This is a genomic window from Nocardia amamiensis (assembly GCF_015477605.1).
In the GTDB taxonomy this organism is placed as follows: Bacteria; Actinomycetota; Actinomycetes; order Mycobacteriales; family Mycobacteriaceae; genus Nocardia; species Nocardia amamiensis_A.
In genome coordinates, this window is the sequence record NZ_JADLQX010000017.1 from 182,213 (window position 1) to 201,980 (window position 19,768).

The following is a 19,768-nucleotide window of genomic DNA, read 5'->3' on the forward strand; positions in this document are numbered from 1 at the left end:
ACGCGCCCCAGTGCAGCGGTCCACCCACCGCTAGGGGATCGGTCGAGCCGCCCGGCATGCCTTGGGGGTCATCATGCTCGTCTTGACACTCGTCCTTGCCGCGATCGGCTTCGCCCTGCTCGTGGCCGCGCTCACTACGGGATCGGTGATCTGGGCGTGGGGGTGCATCGTGGTGTGCGTCATCGGTGCTGTGCTATTGCTGGTGAGTGCCCTGTCCGTGCGAAGTCCGGACGGTGATGCTCCGCCGCCTCCTGGTCGTCATGCCAAACAGTGAAGCGGGCCGAACTCTGACCTGCCTCGCAAACTGAGTTGACCGCGCTGGCTAGAATCAAACCTGAATACGGCGTCGATCCGGCTATCACCGGGGAGCCTTCGGAAGAACGGCGGCACGGCCCTGGGGCCTGCCGCTCAGTAGAACCGAACGGGTGAGCCCGTCACAGCTCGCGAATGAGAGGTCCGGCGTAGTGCCGGACAAGCGGGGTGGTACCGCGGTTTCGGCGCACCGGGCGCCGGCATCGTCCCCGTGCCAACCGGACACGGCACGAGGAGACGCATCCGCCATGGCGGACCACACTTCCAGCAGCAGCGCGTACCCGCGCGTCGACCTGGGCGTCGGCAACGGGACGTCGTTCCCCGAGATGGAGCGCCGCGTGCTCGACGCATGGGCGGCCGCCGACACCTTCCGCGCCAGTATCGAAAACCGTTCCGGCGCAGCGGAGTTCGTCTTCTACGACGGCCCGCCCTTTGCCAACGGTCTGCCGCATTACGGACATTTGCTCACCGGATACGTCAAGGACGTCGTCCCACGTTTCCAGACCATGCGCGGTAAGCGGGTGGATCGCCGATTCGGCTGGGACTGTCACGGATTGCCCGCGGAAATCGAAGCCGAAAAGCAGCTCGGTATCACGGACAAATCACAGATCGACGCGATGGGTCTCGCGGAATTCAACGCGGCCTGCAAATCGTCGGTACTGCGCTACACCGGGGAATGGCGCGATTACGTGACGCGTCAGGCGCGCTGGGTCGACTTCGACAACGACTACAAGACGCTGGATACCGACTTCATGGAGTCGGTCATGTGGGCGTTCAAGTCGCTCTACGACAAAGGCCTGATCTATCAGGGCTTCCGGGTGCTGCCCTACAGCTGGTACGAGCAGACGCCGCTGTCGAATCAGGAGACCCGCCTCGACGACGCGTACAAGATGCGTCAGGATCCGGCCGTCACCGTCGACATGGCGCTGCGGGTGCCTGCCGAGCATCCGCTGCACGACCTCGACGGGGCCAACGCGCTGATCTGGACCACCACGCCGTGGACGCTGCCGTCGAACCTGGCGATCGCGGTGCATCCCGAGTTCACCTACGTGCACCTGCGCGGCAAGGACGGCAAGCGGTACCTGCTCGCCGCCGAACGCGTCTCGCACTATGCCCGCGAGTTCGGCGAGGAACCGGAGGTGCTGTCGGAGCATCTCGGCGCCGCGCTGGCCGAACTTCGTTACGAGCCGCCGTTCGACTTCTTCGCCGGGCACCCGAACGCGCACCGCGTGCTGAACGCCGACTACGTCACCACCGACTCCGGTACCGGGATCGTGCATCTCGCACCGGCGTTCGGTGAAGAGGACATGGAGGTCGCCGGCGCGCACGGCATCGAGCTGGTGCAGCCGCTGGATCCGGGCGGCAAGTTCACCTCGATGGTTCCGCCGTACGAAGGCCTGATGGTGTTCGACGCCAACCCGGTGATCATCAAGGACCTGAAGGCCGCTGGAAAGCTCTTGCGGCACGAGACGATCGAGCACTCCTACCCGCACAGCTGGCGCTCCGGGCAACCGCTGATCTACATGGCGGTGCCGTCCTGGTTCGTCGCGGTCACCAAGTTCCGCGAACGGATGGTCGAGCTGAACAGGCAGATCACCTGGGTGCCAGAGCACATCAGGGACGGCCAGTTCGGCAAGTGGCTGGAGGGCGCGCGGGACTGGAACATCAGCCGCAACCGGTACTGGGGCAGCCCGATCCCGGTGTGGGTGTCCGACGACCCGGCCTATCCGCGCGTGGACGTGTACGGCTCGCTGGACGAGCTGGAACGCGACTTCGGCGTGCGCCCGGCCGATCTGCACCGTCCGATGATCGACGAGCTCACCCGGCCGAACCCGGATGATCCGACCGGCAGGTCGACCATGCGCCGGGTGCCGGAGGTGCTGGACTGCTGGTTCGAGTCCGGTTCGATGCCGTACGCCCAGGTGCACTACCCGTTCGAGAACAAGGAGTGGTTCGACAGCCACTTCCCCGGCGATTTCATCGTCGAGTACAACGGGCAGACTCGCGGCTGGTTCTACACGCTGCATGTGCTGGCGACTGCTCTGTTCGATTCACCCGCGTTCAAAACCGTTGCCGCGCATGGCATCGTGCTCGGCGACGACGGGCTGAAGATGAGCAAGTCCAAGGGCAACTACCCGGACGTGAACGAGGTGTTCGACCGGGACGGCTCCGACGCCATGCGCTGGTTCCTGATGAGCTCGCCGATCCTGCGCGGCGGCAACCTCATCGTCACCGAGCGCGGCATCCGCGAGGGCGTCGGCCACGCCTTGCGGCCGCTGTGGAACGCCTGGACTTTCTTGCAGCTCTACGCGCCGAAGCCGGGGACGTGGCGGACGGACTCGTCGCATGTGCTGGACCGCTACATCCTGGCCAAGCTGGCGCAGACCAGGGACGTCATCACCGAGGCGCTGGAGGTCTACGACATCGCGGGCGCCTGCGAGGAGCTGCGCTCGTTCGCCGACGCGCTGACCAACTGGTACGTGCGCCGGTCGCGGTCGCGGTTCTGGAGCGAGGACCGCGACGCGGTGGACACCCTGCACACGGTGCTCGAGGTGGTAACCCGGCTGGCAGCGCCGCTGCTGCCGCTGATCACCGAGGTGATCTGGCGCGGGCTGACCGGCGGCGATTCGGTACATCTGGCCGACTGGCCGAAGGAGGGCGAACTGCCGGATGATCCGGAGCTGGTCGCCGCCATGGACGAGGTGCGGGTGGTGTGCTCGACGGTGCTGAGCCTTCGCAAGGCGCAGAACCTGCGGGTGCGGCTGCCGCTGGCCGAGGTCACCATCGCCGCGGCCGACGCCGAGCGGCTGGCGCCGTTCACCGACATCATCGCCGACGAGGTCAACGTCAAGAAGGTGGACTTGACCACCGACGTGGACGTCCACGGCCGTTTCGAGCTGGTGGTCAACGCCCGCGCCGCGGGCCCGCGCCTCGGCAAGGACGTGCAGACGGTGATCAAGGCGGTCAAGGCCGGGGAGTGGTCCGAGGGCGCCGACGGCGTGGTCAAGGCCGCCGGAACCGCTCTGCTGCCCGAGGAATACACCCAGCGCCTGGTCGCCGCCGAGCCGGAGTCGACTGCCGCGCTGCCCGGCAACGCGGGCCTGGTGGTGCTGAATTCCGTGGTCACCGAGGAGCTGGAGGCGGAGGGCTGGGCCCGCGACCTGATCCGCGACCTCCAGGAGACCAGGAAGTCCTCCGGCCTCGACGTCTCCGACCGCATCACCGTGGTCCTGGAGGTTCCCGCCGACCGGGCAGCGTGGGCCGAAACCCACCGTGACCTGATCGCGGGCGAGATCCTCGCGACCGCACTGACTTTCGGGGACGCGGGCCCGGAGGCCGCCGATCTGGTCGGTGGCGTGCGAGCGAAGGTCACCAAGGCCTGACCGTTGGACTCCGAGTCGGGGCGGGACCGAAACGGTTCCGCCCCGACTGCTGTTCTGAGGTTTCCCGCGCAGTAGGTCCGGGCTGGGGCTGTCGATGCCCCGCTTGCATGTTCACCCCGGGTCTCCCGCGACGCCCGCTGTCCGGGGCGCATGACGCACCGGGCTCCGCACTGCCCGGTCTCTGAGGGGGCATTCGAATTCCCCCATTGTGCGCGTCCGAATCGTCCAATTTGGTGAGATAGGTCACATGCTGAGAATTTGCTGATTTCTCCCATTTGACCGGTCCGCGCGAGAGAATCGGCGATGTTGCTGTTGGTGCGGAGGTGACTCCTGAGGCAGCAGTTAATTCATGGTTCGTTCTACCTGCACTGTGTCGCGTCCGGCGCGTATGCGCCAGGCACGGTTACCCGCGGCTCGATCGCGTGACGCTGCCGGTGGCCGTGCATTAGCCAGGGCCGCCTGCTGCGGCTCGCCACACCGGGCCCACGGAAGGGACAAGCACGTGCCGAGGAGACCGTTGCGCCGTATCGCACTCGGATTCTTGCTATCGATCACCGCGACTTTCATGCTCACCGGCACCGCATGGTGCGACACCGGCAGCGCCTCCGGCATCGAGCTGGGCTATGGAGACGGGTTGGTGTCGGGCCTCAGTCCCGGCAGTGCCAGCGGCTCGGCAGGGATACCGCTGCCGATGCCGAGTGCGACCGGGCTCCTGGCGCTGGCGGCGGCGACGACACAGCTCGGCAAACCCTACGAGTGGGGCGGGACCGGACCGTTCAGCTGGGATTGCTCGGGTCTGGTGCAGTGGGCGTTCCGGCAGGCCGGGGTGCGCCTTCCGCGTACGACCTGGCAGCAAGCCAAGGTGGGCACCCCGGTCCCGCGGGCAATTCTCATGCCCGGCGATGTGGTGGTGCTGAACCGGGACGGTTCGCACGTCGGCATCTACGCGGGTATGGGCCAGGTGCTGAATGCCTACGGCTCGGGTGTGCCGGTCGGGTTCACCCCGCTCAACCAGTTCGACATCTACGCCATCCGCCGCTTCTGACCGCACCGCGTTCGGCGCCGCCCGTGGATCGGGCGAGCTGGCTGGACGGCTCGTGAACACCTGCTCGACAGGAGCGTAGAAGCATGCCGGGCTGCAGATCGGCGACGCGAACCCGCGTGGCAGCGCCGCCGATCGCAATCGGCGGGGGACCTTGCCCGGACCGCTCCTCAGGCGTCGAGGCCGTCGGCGAGGTTGCGCAGCAGCGGTCCGTATTGCGGATGGGCGAGCGCCGAGGCGAATTGCGCGACCAGGTAGTCGGCCGGATTGCCGGTGTCGTACCAGCGGCCGCGGATCACCTGGCCGAAGACCCGATTGGTCGCGGCGTGCACGTTGATCGCGTCGGTGAGGTACACCTCGCCGGTGCGGTGCTCGTACCACGCCTCGGTCTGGGTGCGCAGCTCCTCGATGATTCCGGGCGTGACCACGTAGCCGCCGATCGCGGCGAAGGACGACGGCGCGTCCTTCGGCTTCGGCTTCTCGCGCAGCCCGGTGATGCGCAGCAGACCGTTGCCGTGGTCGTCGGCCACCACCGGCACGCCGTAGCGCTGCGATTCGGCGGGGTCCATCGGCATCAGCGCGAGGACCGGCGCTTTGGTGGCCTCGTAGGCGTCGATGAGCTGCTGGGCGCGGGGCACCTCCGCCACGAACACGTCGTCGGGCCACAGCACCAGCATCGGCTCGTCGCCGAGATTGCGTGCGGCATTGAGCACCGGGGTGCCGTTGCCGTACGGGCCGTGCTGGTCGAGGTAGGTGATGTGGCCGAGCCGGGACAGTTCGCCGACCTCCTCGACCGCGTCGGCGAATGCGGTCTTACCGTCCGCGCGCAGCTGGGCCACCAACGCCGGGTTGGGGCGGAAGTGATCCTGGATCAATGATTTTCCGCCGCTGACCACGATGGTGATATCGGTGATGCCCGAGGCGACCAGCTCGCGGACCGTGTGCTCGATCACCGGCTTGTCGCCGACCGGCAGCATCTCCTTGGGGATCGCCTTGGTCAGCGGTAGCAGCCGGGAGCCGATACCGGCGGCCGGGATGACGGCCTTGCGGATATTCATGGGTCCGATCATCACATATCGGAGCCCCGGTCAGGCTCAGCCCCGCGGCTATAAGGGCAGATCAGGGCTGGGTGGCCCGACAGGGAACACAGAGTTAGCGCACAGCCACCCGACAACGTCACCGCCGGTCCGGACGTGTCGGTGGACCGGCGTACATTGCTGCCGTGCGTACCGAAGAGGCGAACATCGCCGGGATTGCCGAGCACGGGGCCGCGCCCGCGATCCGTCTTCGGTCCCGGTCCGGACAACGGTTGGCGAAACGCTGGTGAGCAAGGAGCGTCCGTCCGTCCTCGCCGACGCGGACAGCACCGCCAGGCGCTGGGTTCTGCACATCGATATGGACGCGTTCTTCGCCTCGGTCGAGCAACTGACCAGGCCGACGCTGCGGGGGCGGCCGGTGCTGGTCGGCGGGACCGGCGGGCGCGGCGTGGTGGCGGGAGCCAGTTATGAGGCGCGGGTGTTCGGTGCGCGCTCGGCGATGCCGATGCATCAGGCGCGCAGGCTGGTCGGCGCCACCGCCGTGGTGGTGCCGCCGCGCGGCGCGGTCTACGGAGTGGTCAGCGGACAGGTCTTCGACGTGCTCCGCAGCCGGATCCCGGTACTGGAGACGCTGTCGTTCGACGAGGCGTTCGGCGAGCCCACCGAGCTGGCCGGCGCGACGGTGGCGCGGGTGCACGCGTTCTGCGAAGAACTGCGGGTCCTGGTGCGCGAACACACCGGGCTGACCGCGTCGGTGGGCGCGGGCACCGGAAAGCAGCTGGCCAAGATTGCCTCGAACCTGGCCAAACCCGATGGCGTCCGGGTGATCTCGCCGGTCGAGCAATCGCGGCTGCTGGCCGGGCTCCCGGTGCGCAAACTGTGGGGCATCGGTCCGGTCGCGGAGAGCAGGTTGCGCACGCTCGGCATCGAGACCGTCGGCGCCTTCGCGGCCCTGCCGGAATCGGAGGCGGTATCGATCCTCGGCGGCAGCATGGGCGCCGCGCTGCACCGGCTGGCACGCGGCATCGACGACCGCCCGGTCGCCGAGCGCGCCGAGGCCAAGCAGATCAGCGCCGAGACCACCTATGAAACCGACATCGTCACCCTCGCCCAGCTGCGTCCGGCCATCGAGGACATGGCCGCGGCAGCGCATCGGCGCCTGATCGGGGACGGACGCGCCGCCCGCACCGTGGTGCTCAAGCTGAGGAAGTCCGATATGAGCATCGTCACCCGCTCCTGCACCCTGCCCTATGCGACCGAGGACCTGGCCACCCTTGCCGCCGCCGCGCAGCGCTCGGCGCTCGACCCACGCGACCTCGGCCCGATCCGTCTGGTCGGGGTGAGTTACGGCGGTTTGTCCACCGTCCGCCAGGAATCGCTGTTTCCCGAGCTCGATCGCGGTCCGGCCGCCGAGATTCCCGCGGGGGAACCGGAGCCCGAACCGGGGCTGCCCGACAACGGCGCCGCGCAGTCCAGCCTGCCCGTCCCGGTCTGGCATCCCGGCATGGATGTGACGCATCCGGAGCACGGTCATGGCTGGGTGCAGGGCGCGGGGTCGGGCGTGGTGACCGTTCGCTTCGAAACATGTTCCACCGGGCCGGGTCCCGCGCGCACCTTCGCGGCCGACGACGCCGCGCTCACCCGGGCCGACCCACTGGGCAGTCTGCTCTGACCGCCCGGTCGACGGCTCGACATCGCCCGGGCGGACGCGTACTTTCGCTGCCGACGACATCCGTCGGTCCCGTGGATCCGGGCGGCGATGCCCGGTGCCGGTAGCCTGGGGCCTCGTGCAGCGCCGCCGATTCGGGTGGCGGTTGCCAAGGTGGAACCCGACACGGACCTCTCGAACGCAAAGGACGAGCAGTTGAAGCTTCGTAAGACTGGACGCATCGCGATCGCCGGCCTGGCCATCGTCGCCGCGCTCGGCATGACCGCGTGCGGCAGCGACGACAAGGACAGCAAGCCGGCCGCCAAGACGTCGACCAGCGCCAAGGCGACGGCGACCCAGAGCGCGAACCTGCCGCCGGTCCCGACCGTCGCGGAGCTGAACACCGCGCTCTCGCGTGCGCTCGACCCGACGGTGCCTGCCTCGGAGAAGCTGGACAATGTCCAAGGCGCCGAAGCCGATCCGACGCTGCCGGAGCGCCTGTCCCAGGCCGCGTCCGGCGCGGACGTGAAGATCGAGGTCACCGATGTGACCTCGTTCGGCGACAGCGTGAACGCGAAGGCCAAGTTCATCCTGAACGGCCAGGAGAACATCGTCGACGTGCCGTTCGTCGCCGACAACGGCAAGTGGAAGATCCAGAAGGCTTGGGCCTGCACCATGCTCACGAACCTGGGCCAGCAGTCTGCGGCCTGCGCATAAATGATCGGTCGGGTCGGCCACCGGAGTGCATCCGGTGGCCGACCCGTCTTCGTGAAGCACGCCGCGGCACTGGGTGATTCGAGTGGTCGCGGAAGCCGGTGCCGCGCAAGCTGTCAGATCATCCGCAGGATCGCGCAGGTCGCGGTGGCGTGCGCGTAGAGGTCGCCGTCCTCGACGCCGACCAGGCGCGCCTCCGCGCTGGCGGTGGTGGTGCCGACATGGATCGCGGTGCCCTCGCAGCGCAGCGTCCGGGTGTCGGTGCGCACCGATCGGTGCACGTGGATGCCGATCTGGACCGAGGTGGACCGCGTCCCGCCGGGCAACCGCGTCAGCACGGCCGCGCCGAGGGCCGCTTCCAGCAGGGTGGTCACGAAGCCGCCGTGCACACCGGCCATCGGGTCGAGCAGGTGATCAGCCGGCTCGCCCTCGAACACCACCGTTCCGTCACCGACCTGCACCAGCCGGAAACCGAGCGCGGTCATGAGCGGTGCGGCGGGGAACCGTCCGTCGAGCGCTGCCTGCAGGATTTCCCGGCCGGTCATGCCGCGGATATCGGTGGCAGTCGCGGGACTCGGCCGGAAGATGTGCGTGCCAGTGTGAAGAGGGTGGGCCGCTGTCATGCGTCGAACGCTACGAGGGCCGCGACACCCATAACAGTGTCGGATCCGACACTTTCGCGACTATTTCCGACACTGCACGTCTGACGTGTCGCCGAAATCATGCCGCAACCTGTCGGTCCACATTCCTTCTTCGGCGCGAACTCTCACAGCTTGATGACCTCTAGGCCGGGCATCGCGTCGTAATCGCCATGCTGGGTCACGACCGGAATGTCGTGAGCCAGCGCGGTCGCCGCGATCCAGCTGTCATTGATCGGCGCCTTGCGTCCGGCGGCCCGCAGACGCGACACCAGCAGCGCCCAGCATTCCGCGACGGTCTCGTCCACATCCAGCGGGTGGAATCGTTGTGCCAACTGGTATGTCGACAACCTGCGGGCCGATGTCTCAGGGTCCGAGGCGTGCAGGACACCGAGACGCAGTTCACCGAGCGTGACTACCGAGACACCCCATTCGTATCCGGAGAATCTGGCGGGATCGAAACGCTCGGCCTCGAGACCGATGAATATCGACGTATCTGCCAATGCACGGTTGGTATTCACCATGGCAGGTCGTCTGTGGTGTCGGGCAGTGCCTCGCGCAACTCCTGCCGCAGTCCTGTGGTGTCCGGGCCGATGCGACGCAATTCTCGAATGACTTCAGCCGCGGGAACCCACTGTCGACGCCGCGGCAGCGGGATGATCTTCGCGACGGGCCGGTTGTCTTTGAGGATTTCGATCTCCTCGCCGGCCTCGACGCGCCGCAGCACCTCGGCGGTGTGATTCCGCAGATCGCGGGCAGGCAATGGAGTCATCCTACAATCGTAGCCACTTGCTACGAACGTAGCGATACTGGCGCTCGCTACATCCAGTCGCTGCGGTCCCACCCGGTGCAGTCGAATGCAACTCGCGTGCGACTCACGTACCGCTCGTTCGGGTGGGCGGTTCGGTGATGACGCCGGGCGGCGTCTGCCGGACGCGACGGGAACGCTGCAGCGCCTCGGCGGTGAAGATCGCCAGGGCCGCCCAGATCAGCGCGAAACCGGCCCAGCGGGAGGCGGGCATCGGCTCGTGCGCGACGGCGACGCCCCAGGTCATCTGCAGTGCGGGTGTGAGGTATTGCAGCAGGCCCATGGTGGACAGCGCGACCCGCTGGGCCGCGACGGCGAACAGCAGCAGGGGGACCAGGGTGACCGGTCCGGTCGCGATCATCAGCGCGAGATGCCCGGGGCTGGAGGCGAATTCGCTGCGCCCGGTGACCGCGAGCCCGATCGCGAACGCCAGCGCGAACGGCGCGGAGACCATGCCTTCGGCGGCGATGCCGCGCAGCGCGTCCAGCGGGATCACCTTCTTCACCAGACCGTAGGTGGCGAAAGAACAAGCCAGCGTCAGGGCGATGATCGGCGGCCTGCCGTAGTCGACGGTGAGCACGGCCACCGCCGCCGCGCCGAGGCCGAGCGCTGCCCACTGTGGGCCGGTCAGCCGTTCCCGGAAGATCACCACCCCGAACGCGACGGTGACCAGCGGGTTGATGAAGTATCCGAGCGCGCACTCCACGATGTGGCCCGAGGTGACGCCGTAGACGTACACGCCCCAGTTGAGCGCGATCGCGGCCGAGGCGACGGCCGCCAGCCGCCAGGTCCGTCCGCCGATGCCGCGCAGCTCGCGCAGCCGCCCGCCGGCCGCGAGTACCGCGAGCACCACGACGAGCGTCCAGACGATCCGCTGTGCCACCACCTCGCCCGCGCCGGCGAACGCCAGCAACCCGAAGAAGGCGGGGAACAGCCCCCAGAGGAAGAACGCACCGGTGCCGAACGCTACACCGGGGATGGACCTGCTTCGCCGCACGAGACGAACGTAGTTGTCCCGTAGCCTTGCGGTCATGTCGATTACCGCGCAGGCGCTCGCCGCCCCCGGACTCAGTTCGGCTGAGGTCGAGCAACGCCGTCGCGACGGCCGGACCAACGACGTACCGGATCGTGCCAGCCGCTCGGTGCGCGAGATCGTGCGCGCGAACGTCTTCACTCGGATCAACGCGATCCTCGGCGTGCTGTTCGTCCTGGTCTTGGCCACCGGATCGCTCATCGACGGCATGTTCGGCCTGCTGATCGTCGCCAACAGCGCGGTGGGCATCATTCAGGAGATCCGCGCCAAGCGCACCCTGGACCGGCTGGCCATCGTCGGGCAGGCCAAGCCGACCGTGCGCCGGGACGGCGCGTCCATCGAGATCGCGCCGCGCGAAGTGGTGCTCGACGACCTGATCGAGCTCGGCCCCGGCGACCAGATCGTCGTGGACGGCACCGTCGAGGAGTCCGCGCAGCTGGAGGTGGACGAATCGCTGCTCACCGGCGAGGCCGACCCGATCGACAAGGCGGTCGGCGCCCCGGTGATGTCCGGCAGCTTCGTGGTCTCCGGATCCGGTGCCTATCGCGCCACCAAGGTCGGCCGGGACGCCTACGCGGCGCAGCTGGCCGAGGAAGCGAGCAAATTCACCCTGGTGCACTCCGAGCTGCGCAGCGGCATCGACAAGATCCTGAAGTTCATCACCTACCTGCTCATTCCCGCCGGCCTGCTGAGCATCTACAACCAGCTGGTCTCCAGTGGGGAGTCGTGGCGGCCCGCGGTCACCGGCATGGTCGCCGCGCTGGTGCCCATGGTGCCCGAGGGGCTGGTGCTGATGACCTCGATCGCGTTCGCGGTCGGTGTGGTGCGGCTGGGCCGGCGCAAGTGCCTGGTGCAGGAACTGCCCGCCATCGAGGGGCTGGCCCGGGTGGACGTGGTGTGCGCGGACAAGACCGGCACGCTGACCGAGAACGGCATGCGGCTGTCGGACCTGAAGACGCTGAACACGTTCGACGACGCGGAGGTTCGCACCGCGCTGGCCGCGCTGGCCGCCGACGATCCGCGCCCGAACGCGAGCGTGCAGGCGATCGCGGAGGCCCTGCCGGACGGTCCCGGCTGGCGACGCACCGCCGTCGCGCCGTTCTCCTCGGCCAAGAAGTGGAGCGGCTGCTCCTACGGCAAGCACGGCGACTGGCTGCTCGGTGCGCCGGACGTGCTGCTCGACTCGGACTCCCCGGACGCGCGCGTCGCCGAGGAACTCGGCGCCTCCGGTCTGCGCGTCCTGCTGCTGGCCCGTAGCGACCGTCCGGTGGACGCGCCGGACGCCCCTGGCGCCGTGCGGCCCGCAGCCTTGGTCGTGCTGGAGCAAAAGATCCGGCCCGACGCCCGCGATACGCTCGACTACTTTGCCGGCCAAAATGTTTCGATCAAGGTGATCTCCGGCGACAACGCCGTATCGGTCGGTGCGGTGGCCTCCTCGCTCGACCTGCCCGGCGGCGACCACCCGATCGACGCGCGCGAGTTGCCGGAAGACCGCGACGGACTGGCCGACGTGCTGGACGGCAACACCACCTTCGGCCGGGTGCGCCCGGATCAGAAGCGCGCCATGGTGGCGGCCCTGCAGTCGCGCGGGCACACCGTGGCGATGACCGGCGATGGCGTGAACGACGTTCTGGCGCTGAAGGATTCGGATATCGGCGTGGCCATGGGCTCGGGCAGCCCGGCGACCAGGGCGGTGGCGCAGATCGTACTGCTGGACAACAAGTTCGCCACCCTGCCCTACGTGGTCGGCGAGGGACGCCGGGTGATCGGGAATATCGAGCGGGTCTCGAACCTGTTCCTCACCAAGACCGTCTATTCCGTGCTGCTCGCGTTCCTGGTCGGCGCGGCCGGGGTCGGCTCGCAGATCTTCGGCTACGAACCGATCGGCTACCCGTTCCTGCCGCGGCACGTGACGATCGCGGCCTGGTTCACCATCGGCATCCCCGCGTTCATCCTCTCGCTCGCGCCCAACAACGAGCGCGCCCGCACCGGCTTCGTTCGGCGGGTCATGCGGTTGGCCATCCCGTCGGGCGTCGTGATCGGCGTGGCCACCTTCGTCGCCTACCTCATCGCCTACGCGGGGCCGCACGCGAGCGAAGAGCAGAAGGTCCAGGCGGGCACCACCGCGCTCATCACGCTGATCATGATCGCGGTGTGGGTGCTGGCCATCGTGGCGCGGCCATACGTGTGGTGGAAGGTCGTGCTGATCGCGGTGTCGGTGGCGGCCTACGTCTTCCTGTTCACCGTTCCGTTCACCCGTGAGTTCTTCAAACTCGACCCCTCCAACCTCGCGCTCACAAGCGCGGCGGTGATGTGCGGTGTGGTCGGTATCGTGCTCGTCGAGGCCGCCTGGTGGGTGAGCGCGGCGATGCTCGGCGACAAACGGCAACTTTTCCCGAGCTCGCCGGGTGGGGGCGCTGTCTGATTTGCAGCGCCTGCGGCGCATGCGCTTCGGTCACTCGGACGCGAGACGGGCCGCGAACGGTGCTCGTAAGACTCGCGCCCGAGGGGTCGGGAGGGGGAGCGCGGCGGCGTCCGGAGCTCGGCCGAGGAGTGCTTCCGTGGCGAGTTGCGTTTGTGAGGCGTGTACGGTTCAGTTTTACGAGAAGCCTTGTGCGAGGCGGGCATTCAGGGTTGGAGTACCTTCTCGGATATGGAGGTACTGCTGCACCAGATCGACGCGTTCGCCGACGCACCGTTCTCGGGCAACCCGGCCGCGGTGATGCCGCTCCCGTCGTGGCTGCCGGATGCGTTGCTGCAACAGCTGGCCGAGGAGAACAACCTCGCCGAAACCGCGTTCTACACCCCGCACTTACCTCCCGAGGCGGGTATGCCGCCGGGCGAGTGGCCCGCCTTCCACCTCCGCTGGTTCACCCCGCGGGTGGAGGTGGCCCTGTGCGGGCACGCCACCTTGGCCAGCGCCGCGCAGATCCTGGTCGATATGCACCCCGGCGCGGACCGGGTGAGCTTCTACACCCGCAGCGGCTGGCTGCACGTCGACCGCACCGACGACGACGAGTTCGTCCTCGACCTGCCGATCGTGCCGAGCATTCCGGTGCGGCCGGATCCGGCGCTCGTCGCGGCGCTCGGGGTGCGTCCCGTGCGCGCCTATTCCGGCACCGACGAGGTGATCGTGGTGGCGACCGAACAGGAGGTGCGCGACGCCGCGCCGGTGCTGTCGGCGTTCCCCGCGCTGCCGCGCGCCGCGATCGTCACCGCGCCCGGTGACTCGGTCGACTTCGTCTCCCGGGTGTTCGCTCCTGGGGTGGGCGTCCCCGAAGATCCCGTGACCGGATCCGCGCACGCCCAATTGGTTCCGCTGTGGAGCGAGCAACTCGGCCGCACCGAACTGCGGGCGAGGCAGCTGTCGCGCCGCGGCGGCAGCCTGCGCTGCGAGCTGGCCGACGACCGCGTGCTGCTGTTCGGCCGGTGCCACCGGTACCTCGACGGGGTCGTCACGTTGCCGGACTGAACGGCACCGGTAGCGACCACGCCTGTTGATCCGATGCTCGTGCCGGTTCACTTGCTCACGCGGTGCAGCGCTATCGCGTTCGGCGATCGCGGTCCCGGCAACAGCTCGGCGCCCACGGGCATCGCGGCCTACCGGATCGAAGAGCTCGCGGTCGAATGCGCGCGTGATCGACGGTAGCCCCGGGCGGACGGACTCCGGCCTGGCCGGTTCGGCCTGCTGCGGCACTGCGTGCTCGCGCTCCAGATAGTGGCGCAGTGTCTCGGCCGGTCGCTCAGCGGTCCGGGACCGGACCGTCATCGGGTCCCGGCACGACGACGTCGTGGTAGTCGGGCAGCAGCGGGATGACCGCGAAGCTGCCCGCCACCGCGTCGGCGGGAAGTGCCTGGACGGCACGGATACCGTTCTGCTCGGCCAGTTTCCGCAATTGCGGCAGCCGCCCCCGCACGACGAGCCCGACCACGCACGCGCAGCCTGCGCGAAGGCGCGCGGCCGAGACGGAGACGACCTGAGCGGAGCGGTCGTCGGCGGGACGGGGGAGCAGCCACGCCGCGTATTGCGCCGAATCCACGGCGGCTTCGATCCCTTCCGGAACAGGCACGGCCACCAGCGGCGTCTGCACACGTGGGATCGGCACCCGGTACAGCACCTGGGCGATGCGCATCCCGCCGCTGTGCGCCGGAATTCGTTCCGGAGCCAAGGGCTCGGTGAACGACACCAGCGCCCAGTGCCCGGCGTCGTCCTCGCCGGCCAGCGAATCCTCGGCGCGCCAGAGGTAGTCCGCGACCTGTTCGCCGTAATCCGGCCCGAGCCGGTCGGTGGACACTCCGGCCTCCCGCGGCGGATTCAGCACGCCCAGCACGAGGATCAGCGCGATGAGCGCGACTGCCGCGGCGGCGAGGGCGGCCCCACGCCATCGCGGCACCCGGCGCTCAGGCATTGCGCAGAACGTCCAGCGCGTGTTCCAGGTCGTCCGGGTATTCGCTGGTGATCTCCAGATAGCGGCCGTCCGCGGGATGCTGGAAACCCAGCGACCGGGCGTGCAGCCACTGGCGTTGCAGTCCGAGCCGCTCGGCCAGGCGCGGGTCCGCGCCGTAGGTGAGATCGCCGCAGCAGGGGTGGCGGATCGCCGAGAAATGCACCCGGATCTGGTGGGTGCGGCCGGTCTCCAGATGGATGTCCAGCAGGCTGGCCGACGGGAACGCCTCGACGGTGTCGTAGTGCGTGATGCTCGGGCGTCCGTCGGCGGTGACGGCGAACTTCCAGTCGTTGCCGCGCGCCCGGCCGATCGGGGCATCGATGGTGCCACTGCTGGGATCCGGATGTCCTTGGACCACCGCGTGATACCGCTTGTCGACCGTGCGCTGCTTGAACGCGCGTTTGAGCACCGTGTACGCGTGCTCGGACTGGGCGACCACCATCACCCCCGAAGTGCCGACGTCGAGGCGGTGCACGATGCCCTGCCGCTCGTGGGCGCCCGAGGTGGAGATGCGGTAGCCCGCCGCGGCCAGCCCGCCCACCACGGTCGGCCCGCTCCAGCCGACACCGGTGTGCGCGGCCACGCCGACCGGCTTGTCCACCGCGACGATGTCGTCGTCGGCGTAGAGGATCTTCATGCCCTCTACGGGTTCGGCCTCGATGGTCAGCTCCCGCTTGGGTTCCGGGAACACCACCTCGAGCCACGCTCCCGCGGTGAGCCGGTCGGACTTGCCCGCCGCGATGCCGTCGAGCTGCACCGCGCCTTCTTCGGCCAGCGCGGCCACGGCGGTGCGGGACAGGCCGAGCAAACGGGACAGGCCCGCGTCCACGCGCATGCCGTCGAGCCCGTCGGGGACGGGCATGGTCCTGGTCTCCCTCATGCCGCGCTGCCCTCGCCCGCGCTGTCCGCTTTGCCCTGACCGACGCGCGTGCCGTTCGGCTCGAAGCCGAACACGGTGAGCACCACGAGCAGGATCGCACCGCACACGATGGCGGAGTCCGCCACGTTGAACACCGGCCACCAGCCGATCGCGACGAAATCGACCACGTGCCCCTGCAGCGGGCCCGGCGCACGGAACAGCCGGTCCACCAGGTTGCCGAGCGCGCCGCCCAGCACCATGCCCAGGCCGATCGCCCACCACAGCGAGCGCAGGGTGCGGCCGATGCGCACCACGCCGATCACGACGCCTGCCGCGACCAGGGTCAGCAACCAGGTCATGCCGGTGGCCATGGAGAACGCCGCGCCCGGATTGCGCACCAAGGTCAGGCGCGCGAAGTCGCCGATGATCGGCACCGGGTCGCCCGGCGTGAGGTTCGCGACCGCGAGGGTCTTGGTGAGCAGATCCAGGCCGAGTAGAACCGCGGCGATGACTAGTAGGGTCCGCAACCGCTGCGGCGGGGTATTCGTCATCGGGTCGGCGATGTTCGTCTGGCTTTCCTCGGGCGGCCGGTCGTCACTCACGCCGACCATCATCTCTCGAGCGGAATCACGAGCGGTGCGCGCGTCCGATTGCCTCGGCCCGGCTGCCGGTTCGGGTTCGTACGGCACGCCCGCTTCGATGTCCCAGCGGACACTCAGGAAGCGGTCGTACTCTGTTGCTCGTGACGGTGTTGTCTTACCACCCCCACCTTCCCCGAATCGGGCGCTCGGGTGTGCTGCTCATGGTGTTCGCGGTCGGGCTTTCCGCCTTCGGCGTCGGTTGCGCCGACAGCGGCGAATCGCGCGGTGAGATCGACGGCACCGAGCCCCTCGGCCTCCGCAAGGAGGTGACCGTGCCCATTCCGGCCGCGGTGACCACAGTCGTCTCGGCCGGGGACGCGCCGCGTTCGCTGCTGCGGCCGGATTACCCTGCGGGCACGGAGCAGCGGGTCACGCTCTACACCGCGCACCACATCGAACAGCAGCTCGACGAGCAGCCGAAGCGCGATTTCTCCACCCCGCCGCTGACGATTCCGATGACCGCGCAGACCACCGCGGATGGCATCGATCTGACCCTCGGCTCGGTCACCTCCCCGGACCCGACGCTGTCCAGGGCGCTCACCAAGATCGGCGGCTCGCACGCCGGATTCGACCTCACCGATCTGGGCGCGATCACCGCGTTGCGGCTCGAGCCGGCGCCGGACGCGTCCAACACCGCGCGCGCCGCCCTCGAGCAGGCGTTCTACCAGGCGGTCTACCGTTCGATCGCGTTCCCCGACCAGCCCGTCGGCGAGGGCGCGGTGTGGACGGTGCGGCAGGAGGTGAACGGCGGCGTTCTGCTCGACCAGGTGACCACCGCGACGCTGACCGAGCGCGACGGCGACCGGCTCACCATCGAACTGCACGTCACGCAGAAGCCGAAGTCGCTGGTGTGGAACCTGCCGAACAACGCGGGCACCCTGGACATCCGCGACTACGTCATGCAGGGCGCGGGCACCATCACCGTGGATCTCGGCTTGCCGCTGCCCGTGGCCGGGTCCATCACCGTCGGCGGGCACCAGTCCTACCGTGATCCGCGCAGCGCCAGCACGCTGCGGCAGACGATCGATACGCAGGTGTCGTGGACCGAGTGACCCGTGCGTGCGGACTGTTGACCGCCGCCGCGTCCGCCGTGCTCGCCGCGGGCTGCGGTTCCCCAGAACCCGCCGCCGAATCACCTGATTTGCCGCCGCTGGGTCCCGTGGTTGCCGCCGCCCCGGCAACGGTCGCACCGGAGACGGATTCCGATCGGTTGCGCGACCGATTGCTCGGCGACGCCGACCTGCCCTCGGGCTTCACCGCCCTGCCGCCGCGCGCCGATGCGGGAATGGCACCCGCCGACACGTCGCCCACGAATCCGGCGGAATGCGCGAAAGTGCTCACGCCGCTCGGCGCGCAACAGTCCGGCGCGCTCGCGCAGGCGTCCACGCAATATGCCGGGCCGAATTTCTCCAGTATCGATATCGACGCGGCGAGTTATCCGCGCGACGCGGTGCCGGGGGCGTTTTCGGCCGTGCAGGAAATCCTGCGCCGCTGCACCCGCTACTCGGGTGCCGACGCCACCGATATCGCGGTGGAGTACCGGATCGGTGGGCTCGCCCAGCCCGCTGCGGGCGATGCCGTCGCCGCATTCCAGGTGCGCACCACCAGCGAGGGGCTGACGCTCGGCTCCTCGGTGGCGATCGTGCAGGTCGGAAACACACTGGTGCAGGTAGCGGTAACCGCGCCGGAGGCGGTGGACCCCGGTGTGCTGAGTGCGCTGACGGCCGCGCAGGTGCGTCGGCTGAAGGGCGTCGCGGGCCCTTGATTTCCGACGATCCGGCATGGCGCGCCGGTCGGCGGGAATAGGCTCGACAGGGTCCGACACAATGCCTCGACCGGAGGTCAACCATGTCTGATGTCAAACCCATTCCGGAGGGATATCCGGTGGTCTCGCCCGGGCTGGCCATCGATGGAGCGGCGGCGGCGATCGAGTTCTACAAGAACGTTTTCGGCGCCACCGAGCGAATGCGCATGCCCGGCCCGGAGGGCAAGATCGCGCACTGCGAACTGATGTTCGGCAATTCGGTCGTCATGCTCGGCGACCCGGCGCCCGATATGGACTTCCTCGACCCGAAGACGGTCGGCGGCAGCCCGGTCAACCTCTACGTGTACGTCGAGGACGCCGACGCCGCGTTCGCCGCCGCACTGAGCGCGGGCGCCAAGGAACTCACGCCCATGACCACACAGTTCTACGGCGATCGCAGCGGCTCCTTCGAGGACCCGTGGGGACACCGCTGGACCGTCGCGACCCATGTCGAGGACGTGCCGCCCGAGGAGATGGACCGGCGGATGGCCGAGCAGTTCGGCGGACCATGAGCCGAGCCTGCGCGGTCACCCGGCGATAATCGAATCCCCTTCGACCCGGATGCTTTTCGGGGCGAGCGGGCTGGCCGCCGGTCCGTTCGCGACCGAGCCGTCCAGACCGAACTTGCTGCCGTGGCAGGCGCAGTCGATGGTGCCGCCGGACACCCTGACGACCTTGCATCCCGCGTGCGTGCAGATCGGGGACAGTCCGACGAAGGTGCCCGCGCTGGGTTGGGTCACCACGGTGTCGCCGAGGATCACGCCGCCGCCGACCGGGATATCGGTCGTCTTGGCGAGCACCTTCGCGGCGCTGGGGCGGCCATCCGGGGCGGGATTCGCCGCGGGTGTCGCATCGTCTTTCGCTTCGGCGGTGCACGCGGTGAGCGCCGCCGCGGCCGCGACGGCGCCGGCTCCCGCGATGACCACGGTGCGCCGGGTGTGGACCTGTTCGTCGGATGTCATGCGTCGCGCTCCTCGCCAACCGCGGCGGGCGGGATGCCTGCCGTCCAGCGATCGCGGTATTCCGTGTTGTGCCGGTACCGCTTTCGCGTAGTCCACGGAAAGGGCGGCCCCGCGGTTCAATCGGGCAGATCCCAGCCGTGTCGGCGGGTGTAGCGCACCGATCGGTGTTCCGTCCCGGAGACCGCGTCTTCACCTGTGGCTCAACGGAAGTCGGCGTAGGACACGAACGGCGGACCCGGACCCCCTCATCTGTTCATGGCCGGGTCCGCCGCTCCCTGGTGGTTACCCGCGGGCGATGGCTTCGAACACTTTCGGGTCGAGGAGGGTGGAGGTGTCGCCGAGTTCGCGTCCTTCGGCGACGTCGCGTAGCAGGCGGCGCATGATTTTGCCGGAGCGGGTTTTGGGGAGTTCGGGCACGATGTGGATTTCGCGGGGTTTG

General features: G+C 68.8%; 19 protein-coding genes. 10 read left to right on the forward strand and 9 right to left on the reverse strand.

Annotated elements, in window-relative coordinates:
- Window positions 1–73: 73 nt before the first annotated feature.
- From IU459_RS22995 to IU459_RS23005, 3 genes are all read left to right on the forward strand, one after another.
- Window positions 74–274 (forward strand): hypothetical protein, encoded by a 201-nt coding sequence (locus IU459_RS22995; RefSeq protein WP_195131618.1) that lies wholly within the window; start codon window positions 74–76, stop codon window positions 272–274.
- A gap of 286 nt (window positions 275–560) precedes the next feature.
- Window positions 561–3,695: an isoleucine--tRNA ligase gene (gene ileS, locus IU459_RS23000; RefSeq protein WP_195131619.1), complete on the forward strand. Its 3,135-nt coding sequence runs from the start codon at window positions 561–563 to the stop codon at window positions 3,693–3,695.
- A 517-nt stretch (window positions 3,696–4,212) separates the two neighbouring features.
- Window positions 4,213–4,740, forward strand: a complete 528-nt coding sequence (locus IU459_RS23005; RefSeq protein ID WP_228838337.1) for an NlpC/P60 family protein — start codon at window positions 4,213–4,215, stop codon at window positions 4,738–4,740.
- A 167-nt stretch (window positions 4,741–4,907) separates the two neighbouring features.
- On the opposite strand, the gene IU459_RS23010 is transcribed toward IU459_RS23005, so the two are convergent.
- Window positions 4,908–5,795: a UTP--glucose-1-phosphate uridylyltransferase gene (locus IU459_RS23010; RefSeq protein ID WP_228838338.1), complete on the reverse strand. Its 888-nt coding sequence runs from the start codon at window positions 5,793–5,795 to the stop codon at window positions 4,908–4,910.
- Window positions 5,796–6,132: 337 nt separating this feature from the next.
- Here IU459_RS23010 and IU459_RS23015 point away from each other — a divergent pair, with 337 nt between their 5' ends.
- Together IU459_RS23015 and IU459_RS23020 are read left to right on the forward strand one after the other, a co-directional pair.
- Window positions 6,133–7,446, forward strand: a complete 1,314-nt coding sequence (locus tag IU459_RS23015) for a DNA polymerase IV (protein ID WP_228838375.1) — start codon at window positions 6,133–6,135, stop codon at window positions 7,444–7,446.
- 150 nt (window positions 7,447–7,596) lie between these two features.
- Complete coding sequence (locus IU459_RS23020) at window positions 7,597–8,139, forward strand: hypothetical protein (protein WP_440446522.1); 543 nt, start codon at window positions 7,597–7,599, stop codon at window positions 8,137–8,139.
- 113 nt (window positions 8,140–8,252) lie between these two features.
- Here the strand turns inward: IU459_RS23020 and IU459_RS23025 are convergent, their stop codons facing one another.
- From IU459_RS23025 to rarD, 4 genes are all read right to left on the reverse strand, one after another.
- Window positions 8,253–8,759 (reverse strand): PaaI family thioesterase, encoded by a 507-nt coding sequence (locus tag IU459_RS23025; protein WP_195131622.1) that lies wholly within the window; start codon window positions 8,757–8,759, stop codon window positions 8,253–8,255.
- A 143-nt stretch (window positions 8,760–8,902) separates the two neighbouring features.
- On the reverse strand, window positions 8,903–9,298 hold the full coding sequence (locus IU459_RS23030) for a type II toxin-antitoxin system VapC family toxin (protein ID WP_228838339.1): 396 nt from the start codon (window positions 9,296–9,298) through the stop codon (window positions 8,903–8,905).
- Window positions 9,292–9,546, reverse strand: a complete 255-nt coding sequence (locus IU459_RS23035) for a type II toxin-antitoxin system Phd/YefM family antitoxin (protein ID WP_195131623.1) — start codon at window positions 9,544–9,546, stop codon at window positions 9,292–9,294. Before IU459_RS23035 ends, IU459_RS23030 begins: the two co-directional genes overlap by 7 nt.
- Window positions 9,547–9,649: 103 nt before the next feature.
- Window positions 9,650–10,615, reverse strand: a complete 966-nt coding sequence (gene rarD / locus IU459_RS23040; protein ID WP_195131624.1) for an EamA family transporter RarD — start codon at window positions 10,613–10,615, stop codon at window positions 9,650–9,652.
- On the opposite strand from rarD, the gene IU459_RS23045 reads away from it, so the two are divergent.
- Both IU459_RS23045 and IU459_RS23050 read left to right on the forward strand, forming a co-directional pair.
- Window positions 10,614–13,040, forward strand: a complete 2,427-nt coding sequence (locus IU459_RS23045; RefSeq protein WP_195131625.1) for a cation-translocating P-type ATPase — start codon at window positions 10,614–10,616, stop codon at window positions 13,038–13,040. The two genes, rarD and IU459_RS23045, sit on opposite strands and share 2 nt — an antisense overlap.
- A 228-nt stretch (window positions 13,041–13,268) precedes the next feature.
- On the forward strand, window positions 13,269–14,087 hold the full coding sequence (locus IU459_RS23050; protein ID WP_195131626.1) for a PhzF family phenazine biosynthesis protein: 819 nt from the start codon (window positions 13,269–13,271) through the stop codon (window positions 14,085–14,087).
- Window positions 14,088–14,358: 271 nt separating this feature from the next.
- Here IU459_RS23050 and IU459_RS23055 read toward each other — a convergent pair whose 3' ends face one another.
- Genes IU459_RS23055 through lspA form a run of 3 tightly spaced genes read right to left on the reverse strand, consistent with a single transcriptional unit; the run spans window position 14,359 to window position 16,473 of the window.
- Complete coding sequence (locus tag IU459_RS23055; RefSeq protein ID WP_195131627.1) at window positions 14,359–15,024, reverse strand: hypothetical protein; 666 nt, start codon at window positions 15,022–15,024, stop codon at window positions 14,359–14,361.
- Window positions 15,017–15,943 carry an RluA family pseudouridine synthase gene (locus IU459_RS23060; RefSeq protein WP_195131628.1) on the reverse strand — a complete coding sequence of 309 codons (927 nt, stop codon included), beginning with the start codon at window positions 15,941–15,943 and terminating at the stop codon, window positions 15,017–15,019. Before IU459_RS23060 ends, IU459_RS23055 begins: the two co-directional genes overlap by 8 nt.
- On the reverse strand, window positions 15,940–16,473 hold the full coding sequence (lspA, locus tag IU459_RS23065; RefSeq protein ID WP_440446523.1) for a signal peptidase II: 534 nt from the start codon (window positions 16,471–16,473) through the stop codon (window positions 15,940–15,942). Before lspA ends, IU459_RS23060 begins: the two co-directional genes overlap by 4 nt.
- A gap of 251 nt (window positions 16,474–16,724) precedes the next feature.
- On the opposite strand from lspA, the gene IU459_RS23070 reads away from it, so the two are divergent.
- From IU459_RS23070 to IU459_RS23080, 3 genes are all read left to right on the forward strand, one after another.
- On the forward strand, window positions 16,725–17,615 hold the full coding sequence (locus tag IU459_RS23070; protein WP_228838376.1) for a hypothetical protein: 891 nt from the start codon (window positions 16,725–16,727) through the stop codon (window positions 17,613–17,615).
- The gene (locus tag IU459_RS23075; RefSeq protein WP_324198993.1) at window positions 17,603–18,328 is read left to right on the forward strand and encodes a hypothetical protein; all 726 of its coding nucleotides are present in this window, start codon (window positions 17,603–17,605) and stop codon (window positions 18,326–18,328) included. Before IU459_RS23070 ends, IU459_RS23075 begins: the two co-directional genes overlap by 13 nt.
- A gap of 83 nt (window positions 18,329–18,411) precedes the next feature.
- On the forward strand, window positions 18,412–18,879 hold the full coding sequence (locus IU459_RS23080) for a VOC family protein (RefSeq protein WP_195131630.1): 468 nt from the start codon (window positions 18,412–18,414) through the stop codon (window positions 18,877–18,879).
- Window positions 18,880–18,894: 15 nt separating this feature from the next.
- Here the strand turns inward: IU459_RS23080 and IU459_RS23085 are convergent, their stop codons facing one another.
- Entirely contained in the window at window positions 18,895–19,329 is a 435-nt protein-coding gene (locus IU459_RS23085; RefSeq protein WP_195131631.1) for a ubiquinol-cytochrome c reductase iron-sulfur subunit, read from the reverse strand.
- Between the last annotated feature and the right edge of the window lie 439 nt (window positions 19,330–19,768).

What these genes read in the sequence shown, in the direction of transcription:
- IU459_RS23035 (WP_195131623.1), bottom strand. Translation starts at nt 9,546, where the DNA reads ATGACTCCATTGCCTGCCCGCGATCTGCGGAATCACACCGCCGAGGTG.
- IU459_RS23015 (WP_228838375.1), top strand. Translation starts at nt 6,133, where the DNA reads ATGGACGCGTTCTTCGCCTCGGTCGAGCAACTGACCAGGCCGACGCTG.
- IU459_RS23045 (WP_195131625.1), top strand. Translation starts at nt 10,614, where the DNA reads ATGTCGATTACCGCGCAGGCGCTCGCCGCCCCCGGACTCAGTTCGGCT.
- IU459_RS22995 (WP_195131618.1), top strand. Translation starts at nt 74, where the DNA reads ATGCTCGTCTTGACACTCGTCCTTGCCGCGATCGGCTTCGCCCTGCTC.
- ileS (WP_195131619.1), top strand. Translation starts at nt 561, where the DNA reads ATGGCGGACCACACTTCCAGCAGCAGCGCGTACCCGCGCGTCGACCTG.
- IU459_RS23070 (WP_228838376.1), top strand. Translation starts at nt 16,725, where the DNA reads ATGGTGTTCGCGGTCGGGCTTTCCGCCTTCGGCGTCGGTTGCGCCGAC.
- rarD (WP_195131624.1), bottom strand. Translation starts at nt 10,615, where the DNA reads ATGACCGCAAGGCTACGGGACAACTACGTTCGTCTCGTGCGGCGAAGC.
- IU459_RS23055 (WP_195131627.1), bottom strand. Translation starts at nt 15,024, where the DNA reads ATGCCTGAGCGCCGGGTGCCGCGATGGCGTGGGGCCGCCCTCGCCGCC.
- IU459_RS23010 (WP_228838338.1), bottom strand. Translation starts at nt 5,795, where the DNA reads ATGAATATCCGCAAGGCCGTCATCCCGGCCGCCGGTATCGGCTCCCGG.
- IU459_RS23025 (WP_195131622.1), bottom strand. Translation starts at nt 8,759, where the DNA reads ATGACAGCGGCCCACCCTCTTCACACTGGCACGCACATCTTCCGGCCG.
- IU459_RS23060 (WP_195131628.1), bottom strand. Translation starts at nt 15,943, where the DNA reads ATGAGGGAGACCAGGACCATGCCCGTCCCCGACGGGCTCGACGGCATG.
- IU459_RS23050 (WP_195131626.1), top strand. Translation starts at nt 13,269, where the DNA reads ATGGAGGTACTGCTGCACCAGATCGACGCGTTCGCCGACGCACCGTTC.
- lspA (WP_440446523.1), bottom strand. Translation starts at nt 16,473, where the DNA reads ATGACGAATACCCCGCCGCAGCGGTTGCGGACCCTACTAGTCATCGCC.
- IU459_RS23085 (WP_195131631.1), bottom strand. Translation starts at nt 19,329, where the DNA reads ATGACATCCGACGAACAGGTCCACACCCGGCGCACCGTGGTCATCGCG.
- IU459_RS23030 (WP_228838339.1), bottom strand. Translation starts at nt 9,298, where the DNA reads ATGGTGAATACCAACCGTGCATTGGCAGATACGTCGATATTCATCGGT.
- IU459_RS23080 (WP_195131630.1), top strand. Translation starts at nt 18,412, where the DNA reads ATGTCTGATGTCAAACCCATTCCGGAGGGATATCCGGTGGTCTCGCCC.